This is a genomic window from Nonlabens sp. Hel1_33_55 (assembly GCF_900101765.1).
In the GTDB taxonomy this organism is placed as follows: Bacteria; Bacteroidota; Bacteroidia; order Flavobacteriales; family Flavobacteriaceae; genus Nonlabens.
The window spans coordinates 1,943,441-1,961,022 of sequence record NZ_LT627735.1; the positions used below are offsets into that span (position 1 = coordinate 1,943,441).

Here is a 17,582-nt window from a genome sequence, read left to right on the forward strand (position 1 = left end):
AGAAGGGACTTTGACAGGTTTTTAGAACTAGCATTAGAAGTAAACGAATTTGCGGTATTGATTTTCCCCTTTGGGGAAATGTCCGCAGGACAATGGGGCTTACGCCCTGTGAGTATAACAAATAAATCAGTCGAAGGTGTTGGACTCACAGAGATCTCCGCCTTCGCGGAGAATTATGAGAATAATACCAGCAATAGATATTATCGACGGGAAATGTGTGAGGCTTTCACAAGGTGATTATAACCAAAAAACGGTTTACAATGAGGATCCGCTTGAGGTAGCAAAAGAATTTGAAGCCAATGGTATTCAATACTTGCACCTTGTGGATCTTGATGGCGCCAAAAGTGCTCATGTGGTAAATTGGAAAGTTTTGGAACGCATCGCAAGCCAGACGAGTTTAAAAGTAGATTTTGGCGGTGGCGTCAAAACCGATGAAGACATAAAGATGGTTTTTGAAAGCGGTGCCAAACAGGTTACTGGTGGAAGTATAGCCGTTAAGGATTCGGATACTTTTGAGGGTTGGATTGAGAAATATGGCAGCGATAATATCATTCTAGGCGCAGATGCTAAAGATGGAATGATCGCCACACACGGCTGGCTAGAAAGTAGCGAGCTTGAAGTGGTTCAGTTCATAAAACAATGGAACAAAAAAGGCATTCAATATGTTATTTGCACTGACATTGCAAAAGACGGAATGCTTCAAGGTCCCAGCTATAATTTATATAGAAGGATCCTTTCTATAGAAGCAGGGAAAGCGGCTGATCAAATCATACCGTCTGCAGTAGATAATGATATTAAATTAATTGCTTCTGGTGGTGTGGCCTCAGTAAAAGACCTGCATAGCTTGAGAGAAATAGGTTGTGAAGGGGCGATTGTGGGCAAAGCCTTTTATGAAGGCAGAATTAGTTTTAAGGAGTTGAGAGAATTTGTATGAGCCTGAAAAAAAGAATTATACCGTGCCTGGACATTAAGGATGGTCGCACCGTTAAAGGGATCAACTTTGTTGGTTTGCGCGATGCTGGCGATCCTGTGCAACTGGCACAGCAATATGCTGATCAAGGCGCTGACGAATTGTGTTTTTTAGACATTACAGCGACCGTTGAGAAAAGAGAAACATTAGTACCGCTTGTTCGCGAGATTGCTGCGGTATTGAACATTCCATTTACCGTTGGTGGTGGCATCAATGACGTGAAACTCGCCAAAGAAATCATCAAAGCTGGAGCCGATAAAATTGCAGTCAACAGTGCCGCAGTTCATAGACCAGAATTGATCAATGAGTTGGCAGCGGAACTGGGAAACCAATGTGTTGTAGTGGCGGTGGATACGAAACGAATCTCCTTAAACGACCAACAGATCCCGGATCAAGCCCGGGATGACAAGTTTATCAACAAGGTATTTGTGTCTGGTGGAAGAACGGAAACCGATAAAGAAACGATTGCCTGGTGTATAGAGTGTGAGCAGCGTGGCGCTGGAGAAATCTTGTTGACCAGTATGGATCACGACGGTACTAAAAATGGGTTTGCGCTGGAGATCACAGATACGCTTTCGCGAAAGCTGAACATTCCTATAATCGCCTCTGGTGGTGGTGGAACGGCTGCTCATTTTGAAGAATTATTCAAAGACACACATGCGAGTGCTGGTTTGGCGGCGAGTATTTTCCATTTTGGAGAATTACCCGTACCAGAATTGAAGAAGCAATTGGCTGAAGCTGGAATCGCCATCCGTATTCCTGCTAAAATAGGAGTCTAAATTTGAGTAAGTAAAATAGCGAGACCGTCCTGCGACGGCTTGACATATTAAAAACATTGTAGTCGGAACCAAAACATTTCCGCCTGCGCGGAAATTGGAGTTATGAAACTAGATTGGAATAAAGGAGAAAACGGATTACTACCTGTCATTGTTCAAGATGCAACCAGTAAACAAGTACTGATGCTGGGCTACATGAATGAAGAAGCGTTTGAAAAAACCACAACAGAAAAGCGTGTGACTTTCTACTCGCGTAGTAAAAAACGTCTGTGGACAAAAGGTGAATCTTCCGAAAATTATTTGGATGTTGTTAGTATATCTAATGACTGTGACAAAGACGCCATCCTCATCATGGCAAATGCTCATGGACCAACTTGTCACACAGGAGAAACTTCGTGTTTTGAAGCAGGAGATGAGATTCATTTTAAAGAAATCGATACACCATCAAGCTTTACTATAAACGATTTAGAAAAAACCATTCACCAAAGAATTGATGATAAAGTAGAAGGTTCTTATACGTATTCATTGATACAAAAAGGTATCAATAAAGTTGCCCAAAAGGTAGGTGAAGAAGCTGTTGAAACGGTTATCGATGCCATTAATGGAAAGGAAGAAGATTTCTTATACGAGGCTGGTGATTTAATGTATCACTATTTAGTACTGCTTAAAGCAAAAGGTTTTTCACTTGCTGATATCGAAAAAGAACTTGCTAAGCGACACAAAAAATAAGAGCCTCTACAGCCCTATTCTCTTAAAATCTGTCAATTAACGTCAGCTTAACCGCATTTAATTGTACATACAATAACTTTGATAAAAACAGAAAAATGAGCGATAAGCAAGAGTTATTACAACCTATAAAAATTGGAGCAGTACAACTAAAAAACCGTGTCATCATGGCGCCGTTAACAAGATGTAGAGCGACAAACGAACATCAAGCTCCAGATCAAAAACATATAGATTATTACACGCAACGTGCAGGTGCGGGATTGATAATTTCAGAAGGTAGCGAGGTATCTGAAAAAGCGAGAGGTTATCCTTTTGTAGCAGGAATTTTTAATGAGGCCCAAGTAGAAGGATGGAAAAAAGTAACCGAGAGCGTACACAACGCAGGCGGTAAAATCTTCTGCCAGTTATGGCATGTAGGAAGAACTTCTTTACCTGATTATCATGATGGACAATTACCATGGGCACCAAGTGCGGTTGATCCAGAAACCGAACTACGCAACGCCAAAGGCGAGAAAAAACAAACAGTTGCGCCACATGCAATGAGCAAGGAGGAAATCAAGCAAACGGTAGCAGAATTTGGCCATGCAGCGGCTAACGCTAAAAAAGCTGGTTTTGATGGAGTAGAAATCCATAGTTCTAATGGGTATTTGATTCACCAGTTCTTTAATAATAAGTCAAACGTGCGTACCGATGAATACGGCGGTACCAATGAAAACCGAGCTAGATTTTTCTTTGAAGTACTGGAGGCTGTTAAAGAAAGCTGGCCAGAGAATCACATAGGCTGTCGCTTGAATCCATCGCTACATGGCGTATTTGGAATTGAGGGAACACCAGATACGATTCCATTTTTTGATTATTTGGTGAGTCGCTTGAATGATCATGACTTGGCTTATGTTCATATGTCTGAGCCGTTTACAGATGTTAGTGACATCGACTTTTTAGAAAGCGATATTGCAAAACATTTCCGTCCTATTTATAAAGGTAATTTGATGATCAACAACGAGTTTGATCGTGAATCGGGAAACAAGGTAATTGCAAACGGTAATGCAGATTTGGTGGCTTTTGGAAAACTATTTATTTCTAATCCAGACCTACCACATCGTTTTGAATTAAAAGCCGAAACCGCAGACTGGAATCAGGATACGTTTTATTCCCAAGGTCGTGAAGGATACACAGATTATCCAACACTGGAAGAGGAAAAGGCCAACTAGGATCTAAGTCCCGTCAACAAAATATTGGGTAATTCCTTTTTAAGATCAGCTACTTCGGTAGCTGATTTTTTTGGTATCCACAGGTAGATGGATCGTAGTGTGCTCAATAGATTAAACAGCATGGTTTCCACACTCAAGTTTTTGAATTCGCCGCTGTTGATTCCTTCATGAAGGATTTGTTTAAAATCCAATTCGTATTTCTTGCGCGATGCGATGTATTCTTCATAGGCAGCTCCTTCTAGGTGCATCCAGTCTGTGTTTAAGACCGCGAGAGCATCGGTATTTTCGACAGCTATTTTTATGTGTAAGGCTATGAGTTTTTCCGCTTTCGCGAAAGCGGTACCACCATCAGTCTTTACCGCATCCATTCCAGCAGTAAACTTGCGAGCCACCTCTAGGATCAATTGCTCCAGTATTTCCTGCTTTCCCGAAATATGGTTGTATAGACTCGCCGCCTTTATATCCATGGCTGCGGCAAGATCACGCATGGTAACTGCGCTATAACCGCGAGCTTTAAAAAGTTGTGCGGCCGTCCTGACGATTTGTTTTTTACGGGTGGTCATGTCGCAAAGGTAGGCGATCAACATTTCTCGTTATGTGTTTAACGTGAGACAAACAATTTGGAAACAAGATAGATTCTGAAAGGTCTTCATGGCTTGATCAATGCATTTCGTTCATAGGTAATGCTTTGTAGAACATGATTTATGATTAATTGTATATAATTATTTACATGTTTTTCATCTGATTTGATGGATCTAATGACCATTCTGAGTATGAAATAATGAATCATTTACTTAGAAAATCTAGAGCTAATTTCTAATAAGTTTGATTTATTAGTTTCAATGAATTACTAGCGAAATTCAATCCTTTAACATATTTTTATAGTTAATAGTATTGAAATCTGATCTTCTTTGATTGAATATATTGTCAATCAACTACATTTAATCTTACGATATTTAAAAACTAGCATAGGTCTTATTTTCTGATTCTTAATGCTTTGAAATACTACTCTTTCAACGATTTCACATATGATAACCCGCTAATTCAATTAGAGGCTCACAAACTTGCATAACAAAAAGTTCGCAATTCCTAATTTAAAGGCTAAAATTAGATGTAATGAGTTTTTTGAATATGAATGAGGTCATTTAATTGGTGTTTAATCGGTTGTTATCGTGTTTCATCCTAATAATCTTAAACATCGGTTAAGTTTATTGGTATGAAATAGTTCTTTAATTAATAGTCACCGTATGAAAATTTATATCTCAATTGGAAGAAACTTGTGCATCGCAGCTTTTCTACTATTAAACTGCGGTGATGCAGTAGCACAAGTTGGAATAGGCACCTCTCAACCAGATGACTCCAGCATCTTAGATATATCATCTACTGATAAAGGCTTATTAATTCCGCGTGTATTTCTAACAGGTGCATTATCAAATAGTTTAGATGGAGTGAATCCAAGTCCTGTGGGACTTACCGTTTTCAATACCAATCCAAATGTGTCAGACGGCAATGGTATAGGATATTATTATTGGAACGCAACGAGATGGGATAAAGTAACTACAGACGCTTCCAATAATTCTTGGTCCAAAAACGGAAACACTTTATTAAGTACTGATTTTCTAGGATCACTAACGATCAACCCATTAATTTCAAGGTCAACAATATTGCCGCAGGCTCCATTGATTCGAACGGATCCATAAATCTAGGGATGAACTCTAGCACCACAGCTGCAAATGCGATTGCCGTTGGAAATACGGCACAGGCGCAGGCTTCAAATAGTGTTGCTATAGGCCAACTTGCGACAGCGACTCAGGAGAACACTATTATATTAGGAGATAATTCTGCAGTGAGTCCGTCAGTGAATGTGGGTATTGGAACAAATTCACCTACAGCCAAATTACAAATCAATGGAACGTTAAGGTTTGTTGACAGTTCCCCAGGAGATGATAATGGAAAAGTACTTACAGCAGATGCTAACGGAAATGCCACGTGGCAAGATTCTGGATCTAACAGAGCATTTGGCGAGATTTATAGAGACACAGATTTGACTCCAACTACTGGAGGCAATTTTGCCATTTCTAGCATGATCCATGAAACAAATACTTTACAAAATATTACTGCTCATCCTGAGTCCCTGCAGGTGAGCACATCAGGAGTTTACAAAGTAAGCTATGCAGCAACCTTAATAAGCACAACACTTCTAGATAGAAATATTCAAATGTTTATTGCTGCTGGGTCTACCATTGCTTCTGCGACTATACTAAATCGAAGTATTGGATATGCAGGAACTTCAAATGACGGTGTGAGCTCTCATGTAGCTAAAACCACGCTAGTTAGACTTAATGCTGGAGATATGGTTTATTTAGGGTACAACACCTCTAATAGCTCGATAAGACTAAGAGCTAACACAATTTCATTGCTAATTGAAAAAGTTGATTAAATGCGTCTTGGACCAAAGTTCAATATTTGGATCGAATTGATGGAATGACCTTTCTTAAATCTCTTAAATAATAAATTTGATCAAGTGACATTAGTTTTATCGATGAATGACACTATTCTTACAGAGTATTCCTACATTAAGTTTGTTAATTGTGTATTTCGTCGATATTATTGCGTTTAGTCGATTAAATTGACTTTATAACTACTCTTACCCTGTAGTATTGTACGAAATTACAGTTTAAATGCTCTACAATACTTATTTAAGAAACTATTACTTAACAGTACTTTTACTTATTCCAGCGTTTACGTTTTCGCAAGTGGGAATAGGCACCGTGTCGCCAGACCCATCTAGTATATTAGATCTGTCAGGCTCTAACAAAGGATTTCTAGGACCGAGAGTTGCTCTTACTGATGTAACAAATGCCTCTATTGATGACATAGTGCCCAACGCTGAAGGACTGATGGTCTACAATACAAACCCGTCCATTATTAACGGATCAGGTAAAGGATATTACGTTTGGGATGGAAACGCTTGGACCTCTTTAATAGCAACAGTGACCGCACAAACTTTAGCAGGTGATATAAAAAACGGTTTCCAACCTACTGATCACAATGGATGGTATTTATTAGACGGTAGACCTGTGACAAATTTGCCTAATGATGCACGGCTGTCTGCAGTGTCCTTAGGATTTGTGAACAACCTTCCTAACGCAACCAACAGAATATTAAAAGCAAGAAATACAGGAGAAACCCTAGGAGCAACATCAGGAAACTCTACTGGTAATGAGGTTACACTTACAGCAAATCAAATTCCTGCCTTGACCGGTTCTACCGATAATTCTGGAGCACATGATCATCAATATGGTGATGAAGCGGCAGACCTTTATAGAATGTGGTTTAGAAGTGGTAGTAATTTTAACGCGTTTGTTTCCAACGGTAACTACACAGACCTACCGAGAAACACTGAATCTTCAGGAGCTCATAATCATCAGGTGACTGTGAATTCTGGAACAAGCAACGCTGCCGTTTCCATTAGCCAAGCAAGCATTGTGACTAATGTATTTGTTTACTTAGGTTCATAAATACCAGCTATGTGAAATTAAAAGCGTCTTTGACATTCAAAACGCTTTTTTTCTTCTATGAAATTCCCATCACCTACTTCTGGTATTGAATTTGAAAATATGTTTGATAGATTCAAAGGTGTTAATTTGGTATTTTTAATTCATGAAACATGAATTTCGTGATGGCAGGCATGAAGGTCTCTTTGTACTTACAAACTTTCAACGTAAGCCATCGCTAGACCTTTTAGATCTTCAAAATCTTTACAAAATAATTTGGTGCACCTCAGGTGAGCAACACTTGATAGTTGATGGTTGTAGCATCATTCTCAAAAAAGACCAAGTTCTATTCAGCACACCTTCCAACCTTATTCAAATCCCAAAGGAAATTAGTAATCTGAGATCTTTTCTTTTTAGTCGGGAGTTCTTTTGTATTAGGGATCATGATGCTGAGGTCTCGTGCATGGGATTATTATTCTACGGCTCTTCAAGTATTCCAATAATTACTCTGGATGAAAATGATCAAAAATATTTTGAAGCCTTGTTTATTATTTTCAGAGAGGAATTCAATACCAACGACATGGTGAAGGGTGAAATGCTCCGCACCTTACTTAAACGCCTACTCATAACTTCTACCACGCTGGTTAAAAAGGATCAAGAGTTACATCAACTCTCTAGTAAGCAAGTGGACTTGATAAGAAAGTTTAATGTTCTGGTAGAGCAACATTTCAAAGAGAAACATCAAGTATCTGAGTATGCAGATTTGCTTTCTAAATCGCCCAAAACCCTTTCCAATTTTTTTAAAAAACACAAAGTTACCTCACCATTAAAAATTATCAACGAAAGAATAGCGCTAGAAGCAAAAAAACTGCTTCAATCCTCAAACCTTACAGCTGAAGAAATTGCTTATAAATTAGGATATAAAGAGCCCAGCCATTTTTCTAAATTCTTTAAAAAAAGACCGGTAGCTCACCTCTTCAATATAGAGATGAAACAGCTATAAGGCATTATAGCAATTCTCAGTAGTCACAAATTCTAAGTTACACATCATGCTTTTTAAAGATCAAAAAGACCTTATGGTTTAGCACTGTTTTTTGAAGTAATCATTCCAACTTGAGTATTTTCACCATCTATGAAAAACTACACCATTGCCATTCACGGTGGCGCAGGAACCTTGCTCAAGGAAAACATGACAACCGAAAAAGAAAACGCCTATAAACAAGCGTTGGATACGTCTATCGACGCAGCAGTCGAAATCCTAGAATCTGGTGGCAGTGCCATTGAAGCTGTAACGATTGCGGTCAAAAGCATGGAAGATTCACCACTATTTAACGCAGGAAAAGGTAGCGTGTTTACTGCCCAAGGGACACACGAGATGGACGCTGCCATTATGGATGGGAAAGATCTCAATGCCGGTGCAGTCTCTCTAATTACTGGAATCAAAAATCCTGTGGACCTAGCACGAGATGTGATGGAACACAGCGAGCATGTATTTCTAGCTGGTGATGGCGCCATGGAATTTGCAAAATCAAGGGATTACCAACTTGAAGATGCTGATTATTTCTTTGATCAATTACGATACGACCAGTGGCAAGAAATCAAGGGAAGCGACAGTTTCCAGCTGGACCACTCGGTGAAAAAGGATTCTAAATTTGGAACAGTTGGAGCTGTAGCCATGGATCAAAATGGGAATCTGGCAGCGGCTACTTCTACAGGCGGCATGACTAATAAAAAATGGGGACGCATAGGAGATTCACCTATGATAGGCGCTGGAAACTATGCCAACAACGACACCTGTGCAGTAAGTTGTACTGGCAGCGGTGAGTATTTTATTAGAGGCGTTGTTGCTTATGAAGTTAGCGCGCTCATGGAATTCAAAAACATGTCGCTGGAAGATGCTGCTCACGAGGTTATACAAAAACGTATCCTAAAATTAGGCGGCGATGGAGGTTTGATCGCAGTAGATGCTAAAGGAAACATCACGTTACCGTTTAATACAGCCGGAATGTATCGCGCTTTCGCAGGAGCAAAATTGCAGAAAACCATTTCTATCTATTCCGATCAAGACTAATTGTGAATTGAGATTAGTTGTGAGTTCGCTTTCGCGAAAGCGAACTCATATCAAAACATCATCAATAAGTAAGACTTGGTAGCATTTCATCAACTCAAGTGCAACTAGTCTTGAGCACTGACAACGTGAATATCTGCAGGAAGAATTTTTAGCTTTCTTTTCTTGATATTGAAAATATCGCCATTGGATAATACGTGGGTTCTCATGTTAGCAATAGAGAGATTGTCGCCACTGCCTATTAAGGAAAGGTTGTTATGACTCATTTTTCTAGGATCAAAAATGATGACCATACCAGAACCTATCACCTCGATCGTTTTTCCTTTCTTGATGACAAGACCCGTATCCTCTGCAAGTCCTACACCCAACAAGTTGGGGAATGTTGAAACACTTTCGGCAAGTCTTCCAAAACGACCACGACGTATAAAATGGGAGTCGATGATCAAGCTGGGAATAAATGACATCCCTTGACCTAGACCTACGGCGCCTTTTACAAAAGATTCTTTGGCACTGCCACCAGTAATCATTTCTTTAGACATACACATGGCACCTGCACTAGTTCCGGCAACTACAAAATTGGTGTTTTGGTACTTATCCATGATAATATCATGAAGCTCTGTATCACCTATTTTACGTGTAATTAGTGACTGATTACCACCGCTAAACATAACACAGTCTGCGCGACGCATCAATTCTAGGTTTTCTGGTTTGATACTGTCCTCACGGTCTCTAATATCCATGATGTGAACATTATCACATCCTAGGGTACCAAAGGCTTTTAAATAGTTCTTACTTACCTCAACTGGGATTTGACTCGCCGTAGGAATGACTACAATCGTAGCATCATTACCGCCAGCTTCTGCCACGACTCGTGAAAGAATTCCTTCTTGAATAAATTCCAGTGTATAGATCTCTAACTCCTCAATTCCCTTATCTTCATTTCCACCTATTGGTATAAGCGTTCCTTTGATATCCATTCTCATAAGCTTTTTTGCAGCTGCAAAAATACCATTTGTCTAGAGAAAGGCATATTTTTAAAGGCTTTACTCCACCCTAAATCCGATTATATGAATATCAGAGAGATCAACGCCATGCGCGGACCCAATTATTGGTCCATAAGAAGACATAAACTAATTGTCATGGTGCTGGATCTAGAAAAAATGGAAGAATTTCCTTCCAATAAGATTAATGGCTTCAGCGAGAGACTTGAGGCAATGTTTCCAGGTATGTATTCTCACAGATGTTCCAAAAGCTATGCCGGTGGATTTTTTGAAAGAGTCAAGGAAGGTACCTGGATGGGTCATATCATAGAACATATTGCATTGGAAATTCAAACCATGGCTGGAATGGATACTGGATTTGGTAGAACCAGAGGCTATGGTGAAGTAGGTGTTTACAATGTCGTTTTTTCTTATACTGAAGAAGAAGTTGGACGCTATGCCGCTGCCGCTGCCGTTAGAATTTGTGAAGCACTTATTAGTGCCAAAGATTATGACCTAGATCCCGACATTCTGGAAATGCGGGTACTACGAGAGGCCAATCGTCTAGGTCCAAGTACTGGATCTATTGTGGAAGAAGCAGAAAGTCGTGGAATTCCATGGATTAGATTGAATAAATATTCTTTGTGTCAATTAGGCTATGGTGCTAATCAAAAAAGAATTCAGGCGACCGTTACTAGTGAGACCAGTAGTATAGGAGTTGAATTAGCCTGCGATAAAGAAGACACAAAATACTTATTACAACAAGCAGAGGTTCCCGTTCCAAGAGGAGAAATAATTAGAAATGAAGAATCACTAGAAGGCACCTGTAACTATGTAGGCTTTCCATTAGTGATAAAACCTATTGATGGTAATCACGGTCGCGGAATCACTGTTGACATCAATAGTCTAGAAGAAGCTAAGGTTGCTTTCAACGAGGCCAAAGAGGTTTCTGATAGAATAATCGTAGAAAGCATGATCACTGGTGCAGACTACAGACTACTTGTAATCAATAATAAATTGGTCGCGGCTGCAAAACGATCTCCTGCTCACGTGATAGGAAACGGCAAAGACAGCGTTGAAGATTTGATTATCGAGGTCAATAAAGATCCACGTCGTGGTTATGGTCATGAAAAAGTACTAACTCAAATAACAGTAAATACACTTACTAAAACCATCATTAAGGATGCTGGATACACGCTAGAAAGTATTTTACCTGATGGTGAACGTCTGATCCTAAAAGACACAGCCAATTTAAGTACTGGTGGAACTGCAGAGGATGTTACACATATTGTACACCCAGCAAATGTCTCAATGGCAGAACGTATTTCTAAAATCATTGATCTAGACATTTGCGGTATTGATATCATGACCACAGATATAAGTCAGCCATTATCAGACACTAAAGGCGCCATACTGGAAGTAAACGCAGGTCCTGGTTTTAGAATGCACCTATCACCTACTACCGGATTGCCGCGTAATGTGGCCGCTCCAGTAGTTGATAAATTATTCCCATTGCACGGTGATACTGGACGTATTCCAATCATTGCTATCACTGGAACAAATGGTAAAACAACCACCAGCCGATTGATTGCCCACATGGCAAAATTCAAAGGTTACAGAGTTGGTTATACTACCAGCGACGGTGTATATATTCAGAATCGATTATTAATGCAAGGCGACTGTACCGGTCCTGGTAGTGCAGAATTTGTTTTGCGCGATCCAACGGTCAACTTTGCTGTGCTGGAATGTGCTCGTGGCGGTTTGCTGCGTGCAGGTCTCGGTTTTAAGAAATGTAACATCGGTATAGTTACTAATGTTAGTGCAGATCACTTGGGCCTAAAGGGAATCCATACTGTGGAACAACTCGCCAGAGTAAAAAGTGTCATTCCAGAAACAGTTTTACCAGACGGATATGCCATTCTAAATGCAGACGATGACCTTGTTTATGACATGCGCAAAAACGTCGATTGTAATGTTGCCCTTTTCTCAATGGATGAAGAAAATCCTAGAATCAAGGCACTACAAAAGTTGGGTGGCGTTACTGCAATCTATGAAAACGGGTACATTAGCATTTGTAAAGGAGAATGGAAAATGCGCATCATCAGGGCAGAAGATGTTCCTCTAACCTATGGCGGCAAAGCCCAGTTCATGATCAAAAACATTCTTCCAGCCGTTATTGCTGGTAATGTTCAGGGATTCAGTATTGAAGATATGCGAGCAGCGCTGGAGAGCTTTATTCCATCTGCACAGACAACGCCTGGAAGATTGAATATGTTCCGCTTCAAGAACTTCAACATGCTTCTAGATTATGCACACAATCCTGCAGGAATGAACGCGCTCAAGAATTTTACAGACACTTTTGAGGATGCCTATAAAGTAGGTATTATAGCAGGAATAGGCGATCGTCGTGAGCAAGACAATAGCGAGATGGGATCGATTGCAGCAACCATGTTTGATGAGATCATCATACGTCAGGACAAGCACCTACGCGGCAAGACAGAACAAGAGTTGATCAAAATGCTGCAAAGCGGCATCAAGGAAACAGATCCCAATATCAAAACCACGGTGATACCGTCAGAAATTGAGGCGATAATGTACGCGATTGAAAATGCCCGACCTGGCAGTCTGATCGTTTGCTGCAGCGATGTTGTAACAGAGGCTGTGAACCTTGTCACTAAATTAAAAGAGAAAGAATCCAGTGGCGAGGTCACCTTTGCCACTAAATGATTAAAAATAAAATCGAAACCATTCATATCAAATCTATCATACCTATGAAGTTTTATTATGCACTTGCGATCATTAGTTTTTTCGCTTTCGCGAAAGCGAACTCACAACAACTACCAGAGCCACCAGAGGCTCAGCAGTATTACGAATCCCAAGAATTCAGATTACTAGGTCCATTTCGTGGCGGTCGAAGTGCTGCGGTAACTGGCGTGCCTGGAAAACCCAACCTGTTCTACTTTGGAGGAACTGGTGGTGGCGTCTGGAAAACCATGGATGGCGGCCGTACGTGGAGCAATATATCTGATGGATATTTTGGCGGTAGTATAGGTGCGGTAAGCGTTGCGCCTAGTGATCACAATGTGATCTATGTTGGCGGTGGAGAAAAAACCGTGCGCGGTAACGTTTCCAGCGGTTATGGTATATGGAAATCGGTTGATGCTGGTAAGACGTGGACTCAAGCTGGATTACCAGAAAGTCGTCACGTCCCTAGAATTGTAATCGACCCAGACAATCCCAACATTGTCCATGCGGCCGTGCTTGGAAACATCTATACAGAATCTGAAGATCGAGGAGTTTATAAAACAACCGATGGCGGTAAGACTTGGAAAAAAACACTCTACACCAACGATCTAGCTGGTGCCGTTGATCTTATTATGGATCCTGGAAATTCACGCAATTTGTACGCTTCTACCTGGCGTGTACAGCGCACACCGTACAGTTTGAGTAGCGGTGGCGATGGAAGTGCACTGTGGAAAAGCACCGACTACGGAGAAACCTGGACTGAAATTTCAAATAACGAAGGTTTTGCAAAAGGAACGTTGGGAATCATGGGAATTACAGTTTCGGCAGTTAATTCTGATAGATTATATGCCATCGTAGAAAATAAAGATCAAGGTGGAGTTTATAGAAGTAATGATGCTGGGCTCACATGGACTAAAACCAACGATGATCGCAGCTTGAGACAACGTGCCTGGTACTACACCAGAATTTATGCTGATACCCAAGATGAAGATGTGGTATACGTCGTGAATGTTTCCTATCACAAAAGCACCGACGGTGGAAGAAGTTTTACCAGCGGCAGAGCACCTCACGGTGATCACCACGATTTATGGATTGCCCCAGAAGATCCTCAACGTATGATTATGGGAGACGATGGTGGCGCACAGGTCACTTATGATGGTGGAGAAACCTGGAGTACGTATCACAATCAACCTACCGCGCAGTATTATCGAGTCACAACGGACAATTCCTTTCCTTATAGAATCTATGTAGCACAACAAGATAATGGGACGATAAGAATTCCTCACCGTACAACTGGCGGCTCCATAACAGATACCGATTGGGAAGGAACTGCTGGTGGAGAAAGTGCGCACATAGCAGTAGACCCTAATAATAACGACATTGTTTATGGAGGTAGTTATGGTGGTTTTTTAACGCGTTACAATCATGCGACGAAGTCGCAGCGCGGCATCAATGTGTGGCCAGACAATCCTATGGGACACGGTGCAGAAGACATGAAATACAGGTTCCAATGGAACTTCCCTATTTTCATTTCCAAACATGGCGATAATAAGTTGTATGCATTTTCAAACAATGTTCATGTCACAAGTAATGAAGGCCAGAGTTGGGAGACGATCTCACCAGATCTAACGAGAAACGATCCAACTAAATTGGTTTCTAGTGGTGGTCCCATCACTCAGGATAATACTAGCGTGGAATATTACTGCACGATTTTCGCAGCAGCAGAATCACCTTTGAACCAAGGAGAACTTTGGGTTGGAAGTGATGATGGCTTGGTTCATATTTCCAAAGATGGCGGTAAGAACTGGAGCAATATTACACCTAAAGGTCTTCCAGAATGGTCGCAAATCAACAGCATTGAGCCCAGCAGTTTTGATCCTGCGGTTTGTTACATCGCAGCCACCAGATATAAATTGGGAGATTTTGAACCTTATCTCTATAAAACGAGTGACTACGGTAAATCGTGGACAAAGATTATAAGCGGTATTCCAGACGAGCATTTTACTCGCGTTGTTAGAGAAGACAAAGAACAAAAGGACTTACTCTATGCTGGTACTGAAACTGGTTTGTACATAAGTAGCGACAACGGTGAAAACTGGAAATCATTCCAAATGAATTTACCTATAGTTCCAGTAACAGATCTTGCCGTAAAAGATGATAACCTCATCATTGCAACTCAAGGTCGTAGTCTGTGGATTCACGATGACTTGAGTATGGTGCGTCAAGGACTTGAAATGGCTCCTATTTCAACCTCAAAATCAAGAAAGAAAGATGCCACCGAAAAATCGGTAAAGCTATTTAAGCCTAAAGCTTCCTACAGAATGGATGGTCGTGGTGGTCGCGGTTCACTAACTGCTGGAACCAATCATCCATCAGGAGTTCAAATCAATTACTACATTCCAGAGTTGAAAGAAAAAGATAGCGTCGCACTGCGTTTTATGGATTCTAACAAGAAGCTCATTAAAGAATATGCTACCTATTCCAAAAAAAATAAACTAAAGCCTGAATCAGGAGCCAACACTTTCAATTGGGATACTCAATACGATGGTGCAGAAGAATTGGATGGAATGATACTATGGTGGGCAGATCTTTCAGGCCCTAAAGCTGTTCCAGGTAATTATACGGTAGAGTTATCAGTTAATGGTGAGACACAAACCCAGCCTATAGAGATCATGAAAACTCCCGTCAGTGAGGCCAGCGTTGCAGATATGAAAGCGCAATTTGAATTTGTGAGTGAGGTGAACGAGACCGTTGACAAAGCACATAAATCGATTAAAAACATAAGAGCCTTTGACAAAAAGCTTTCTGCCTTCAAAACTGTTTATGGTGATAGAGAAGTCGACGGTATTAGAGAAATGTTGACTCTTGCAGATTCTATGAAAACCAAGTTTGAAGAAGTCGAAAAAGCGTTATACCAAACTCAAAATCGCAGCGGTCAGGATCCACTAAACTTTCCTATAAAATTGACAAACAAACTAGCTCACTTAAATGCCCTCGTTACTATGGGTGATTTTGCACCTACAGCTCAAGATATAGCGGTGAAGAATGAACTAAGCGCTCAAATTGAAACGGAATTGGTCAAGTTCAATGAAGTTCTAGATAATGACATCAAAGAATTCAATACAAAATTCAATGCTTTAAAACTAGATTATCTAGTTGTTGAGAAAGAGGATTAGAAAATAGAACCTATATAAAAGTCCGCTATCGATGATCGATAGCGGATTTTTTATTTCACGTACTTGAATGTTATTGGGTTTCCACGTTTTGCTCGTGGTATTCCAATACACGATCTGTCCAAATAAGACATTCCTTTAGGGTTTGAAAAACCCCAAATTGTTTCTTGTAAAAATTCTTTTCGAACTCTGCGTTTCTTTCGTGCTGGATATTATCTGTAATGATGGCAATGCCTACCAGGTTGTCAATCTTTGATATTTCCGGATATATGAGAGGATCGACGGAATACGATCCCACGCGATTGGATATGTAAACGATCTTACGATCACCGTAGATTTTTTTAATCGCTTTGCGCATCACCTCTACATGTTCGAAACTTACCGTCACACCATCACTGATTTGATTGATCACATAATTTTCAAAAATGAAAACTTCAGCATAACCTAGATTGGCATATCGTATTTTATCCATGAGGAAAAATTGCAATCAGCATTTGTTAATACTACAAACTGATTATCAATCTTAAATATATAGAAAATGATGTAGAATACGGTATAGGAATTCTCCTAATCCATCAGCTAATTTAGGTTCTCACCTTAAAAAGCTAATTTCAATCCATCGACAACCATGGTAGTTCCTATGATTGCGATTATAAGACCCATGATTTTACCTATCACGGTAATGACATTGTTCCCTATTTTGTCCACGATAAACGTACTGTAGTTGAACGCTAGGTAATTCATCCAGCAAATCAATGCTGCAATCGCTACCACGATTCCTATATAGAGATAAGAAGCATCAGTAACAAAGTTCATGGTCGTCACAATAGTTCCTGGCCCAGCAATCAATGGAATCGCCAGTGGTGATATGGCGATATTCTCATCAACATCTACTTGTTCCAATGTTTTGAGGTTGGACTTCTTTGATTGTAGCATTCTAAAACCTGCATAAAAAATGAGCAATCCACCAGTGATCTTAAATGCCGGTATTGTAATCCCAAAAAAGTCAAAAATAAATTTTCCCAACAAGGTGAATATTAGAATGATCATGAATGCCGTAAACGTAGCTTTCTTATTGATCCTGTGTTTCTCAATACGGCCAGCGCCTTCAGTCAGTCCCAGAAATACGGGAACGTTGGCGATCGGGTTTGTGATCGCAAAAAGTCCGGTGAAAACACTAATGGCAAAAGCCCAGATATCGAGTATAACAAATTCTCCCATAATGGCTGCAAATATAATTCGATTCCCATTCCTGACGTTCGCAGATTCGTTAATTGGATGCTAACAATTCAGTCCGTTTTTGATGGTGATGTGGTAGATGATTAGTTCGCTTTCGCGAAAGCGTAATTCTTCTAAAACCATTCAATAAAACATGATCTGTGGTCACTTAAAATCCGCTATTTGACACTTTATTTGTGGTATTAAATTTATCTTGG

At 40.2% G+C, this 17,582-nt stretch carries 15 protein-coding genes; 11 read left to right on the forward strand and 4 right to left on the reverse strand.

Features of this window, described 5'->3' with window-relative positions; translation table 11 throughout:
* Window positions 1-175 precede the first annotated feature (175 nt).
* The 4 genes from hisA (at window position 176) to BLO34_RS08725 (ending at window position 3,683) form a co-directional block, all read left to right on the forward strand.
* A complete protein-coding gene (gene hisA / locus BLO34_RS08710; protein WP_090754512.1) occupies window positions 176-934 on the forward strand; it encodes a 1-(5-phosphoribosyl)-5-[(5-phosphoribosylamino)methylideneamino]imidazole-4-carboxamide isomerase in 759 nt (252 codons plus the stop codon).
* Window positions 931-1,749 (forward strand): imidazole glycerol phosphate synthase subunit HisF, encoded by an 819-nt coding sequence (gene hisF / locus BLO34_RS08715; protein ID WP_090754514.1) that lies wholly within the window; start codon window positions 931-933, stop codon window positions 1,747-1,749. The genes hisA and hisF overlap by 4 nt, the downstream gene beginning before the upstream one ends.
* 102 nt (window positions 1,750-1,851) lie before the next feature.
* The gene (hisIE, locus tag BLO34_RS08720; RefSeq protein WP_090754516.1) at window positions 1,852-2,475 is read left to right on the forward strand and encodes a bifunctional phosphoribosyl-AMP cyclohydrolase/phosphoribosyl-ATP diphosphatase HisIE; all 624 of its coding nucleotides are present in this window, start codon (window positions 1,852-1,854) and stop codon (window positions 2,473-2,475) included.
* A gap of 95 nt (window positions 2,476-2,570) precedes the next feature.
* Window positions 2,571-3,683, forward strand: a complete 1,113-nt coding sequence (locus BLO34_RS08725; protein WP_090754518.1) for an alkene reductase — start codon at window positions 2,571-2,573, stop codon at window positions 3,681-3,683.
* On the opposite strand, the gene BLO34_RS08730 is transcribed toward BLO34_RS08725, so the two are convergent.
* Entirely contained in the window at window positions 3,680-4,246 is a 567-nt protein-coding gene (locus BLO34_RS08730) for a TetR/AcrR family transcriptional regulator (protein ID WP_090754521.1), read from the reverse strand. The genes BLO34_RS08725 and BLO34_RS08730 overlap by 4 nt on opposite strands.
* 684 nt (window positions 4,247-4,930) lie before the next feature.
* On the opposite strand from BLO34_RS08730, the gene BLO34_RS08735 reads away from it, so the two are divergent.
* The 5 genes from BLO34_RS08735 (at window position 4,931) to BLO34_RS08755 (ending at window position 9,251) form a co-directional block, all read left to right on the forward strand.
* The gene (locus BLO34_RS08735) at window positions 4,931-5,383 is read left to right on the forward strand and encodes a hypothetical protein (protein WP_090754522.1); all 453 of its coding nucleotides are present in this window, start codon (window positions 4,931-4,933) and stop codon (window positions 5,381-5,383) included.
* 8 nt (window positions 5,384-5,391) lie between these two features.
* On the forward strand, window positions 5,392-6,123 hold the full coding sequence (locus tag BLO34_RS08740; RefSeq protein WP_090754525.1) for a hypothetical protein: 732 nt from the start codon (window positions 5,392-5,394) through the stop codon (window positions 6,121-6,123).
* Window positions 6,124-6,364: 241 nt separating this feature from the next.
* Entirely contained in the window at window positions 6,365-7,204 is an 840-nt protein-coding gene (locus tag BLO34_RS08745) for a hypothetical protein (protein WP_090754527.1), read from the forward strand.
* Window positions 7,205-7,346: 142 nt separating this feature from the next.
* On the forward strand, window positions 7,347-8,183 hold the full coding sequence (locus tag BLO34_RS08750; RefSeq protein WP_197672884.1) for a helix-turn-helix domain-containing protein: 837 nt from the start codon (window positions 7,347-7,349) through the stop codon (window positions 8,181-8,183).
* A gap of 129 nt (window positions 8,184-8,312) precedes the next feature.
* Complete coding sequence (locus BLO34_RS08755; RefSeq protein WP_090754529.1) at window positions 8,313-9,251, forward strand: isoaspartyl peptidase/L-asparaginase family protein; 939 nt, start codon at window positions 8,313-8,315, stop codon at window positions 9,249-9,251.
* 104 nt (window positions 9,252-9,355) lie between these two features.
* Here BLO34_RS08755 and BLO34_RS08760 read toward each other — a convergent pair whose 3' ends face one another.
* Window positions 9,356-10,231 (reverse strand): cyanophycinase, encoded by an 876-nt coding sequence (locus BLO34_RS08760; protein ID WP_317039224.1) that lies wholly within the window; start codon window positions 10,229-10,231, stop codon window positions 9,356-9,358.
* Window positions 10,232-10,315: 84 nt separating this feature from the next.
* On the opposite strand from BLO34_RS08760, the gene cphA reads away from it, so the two are divergent.
* Both cphA and BLO34_RS08770 read left to right on the forward strand, forming a co-directional pair.
* Window positions 10,316-12,955 (forward strand): cyanophycin synthetase, encoded by a 2,640-nt coding sequence (gene cphA, locus BLO34_RS08765; RefSeq protein WP_090754531.1) that lies wholly within the window; start codon window positions 10,316-10,318, stop codon window positions 12,953-12,955.
* Between the two features lie 44 nt (window positions 12,956-12,999).
* Window positions 13,000-16,149 carry a VPS10 domain-containing protein gene (locus BLO34_RS08770; RefSeq protein WP_090756566.1) on the forward strand — a complete coding sequence of 1,050 codons (3,150 nt, stop codon included), beginning with the start codon at window positions 13,000-13,002 and terminating at the stop codon, window positions 16,147-16,149.
* A gap of 70 nt (window positions 16,150-16,219) precedes the next feature.
* Here BLO34_RS08770 and BLO34_RS08775 read toward each other — a convergent pair whose 3' ends face one another.
* Together BLO34_RS08775 and BLO34_RS08780 are read right to left on the reverse strand one after the other, a co-directional pair.
* Window positions 16,220-16,618 carry a hypothetical protein gene (locus BLO34_RS08775; RefSeq protein ID WP_090754533.1) on the reverse strand — a complete coding sequence of 133 codons (399 nt, stop codon included), beginning with the start codon at window positions 16,616-16,618 and terminating at the stop codon, window positions 16,220-16,222.
* A gap of 125 nt (window positions 16,619-16,743) precedes the next feature.
* A complete protein-coding gene (locus tag BLO34_RS08780) occupies window positions 16,744-17,367 on the reverse strand; it encodes a MarC family protein (protein WP_231959444.1) in 624 nt (207 codons plus the stop codon).
* Between the last annotated feature and the right edge of the window lie 215 nt (window positions 17,368-17,582).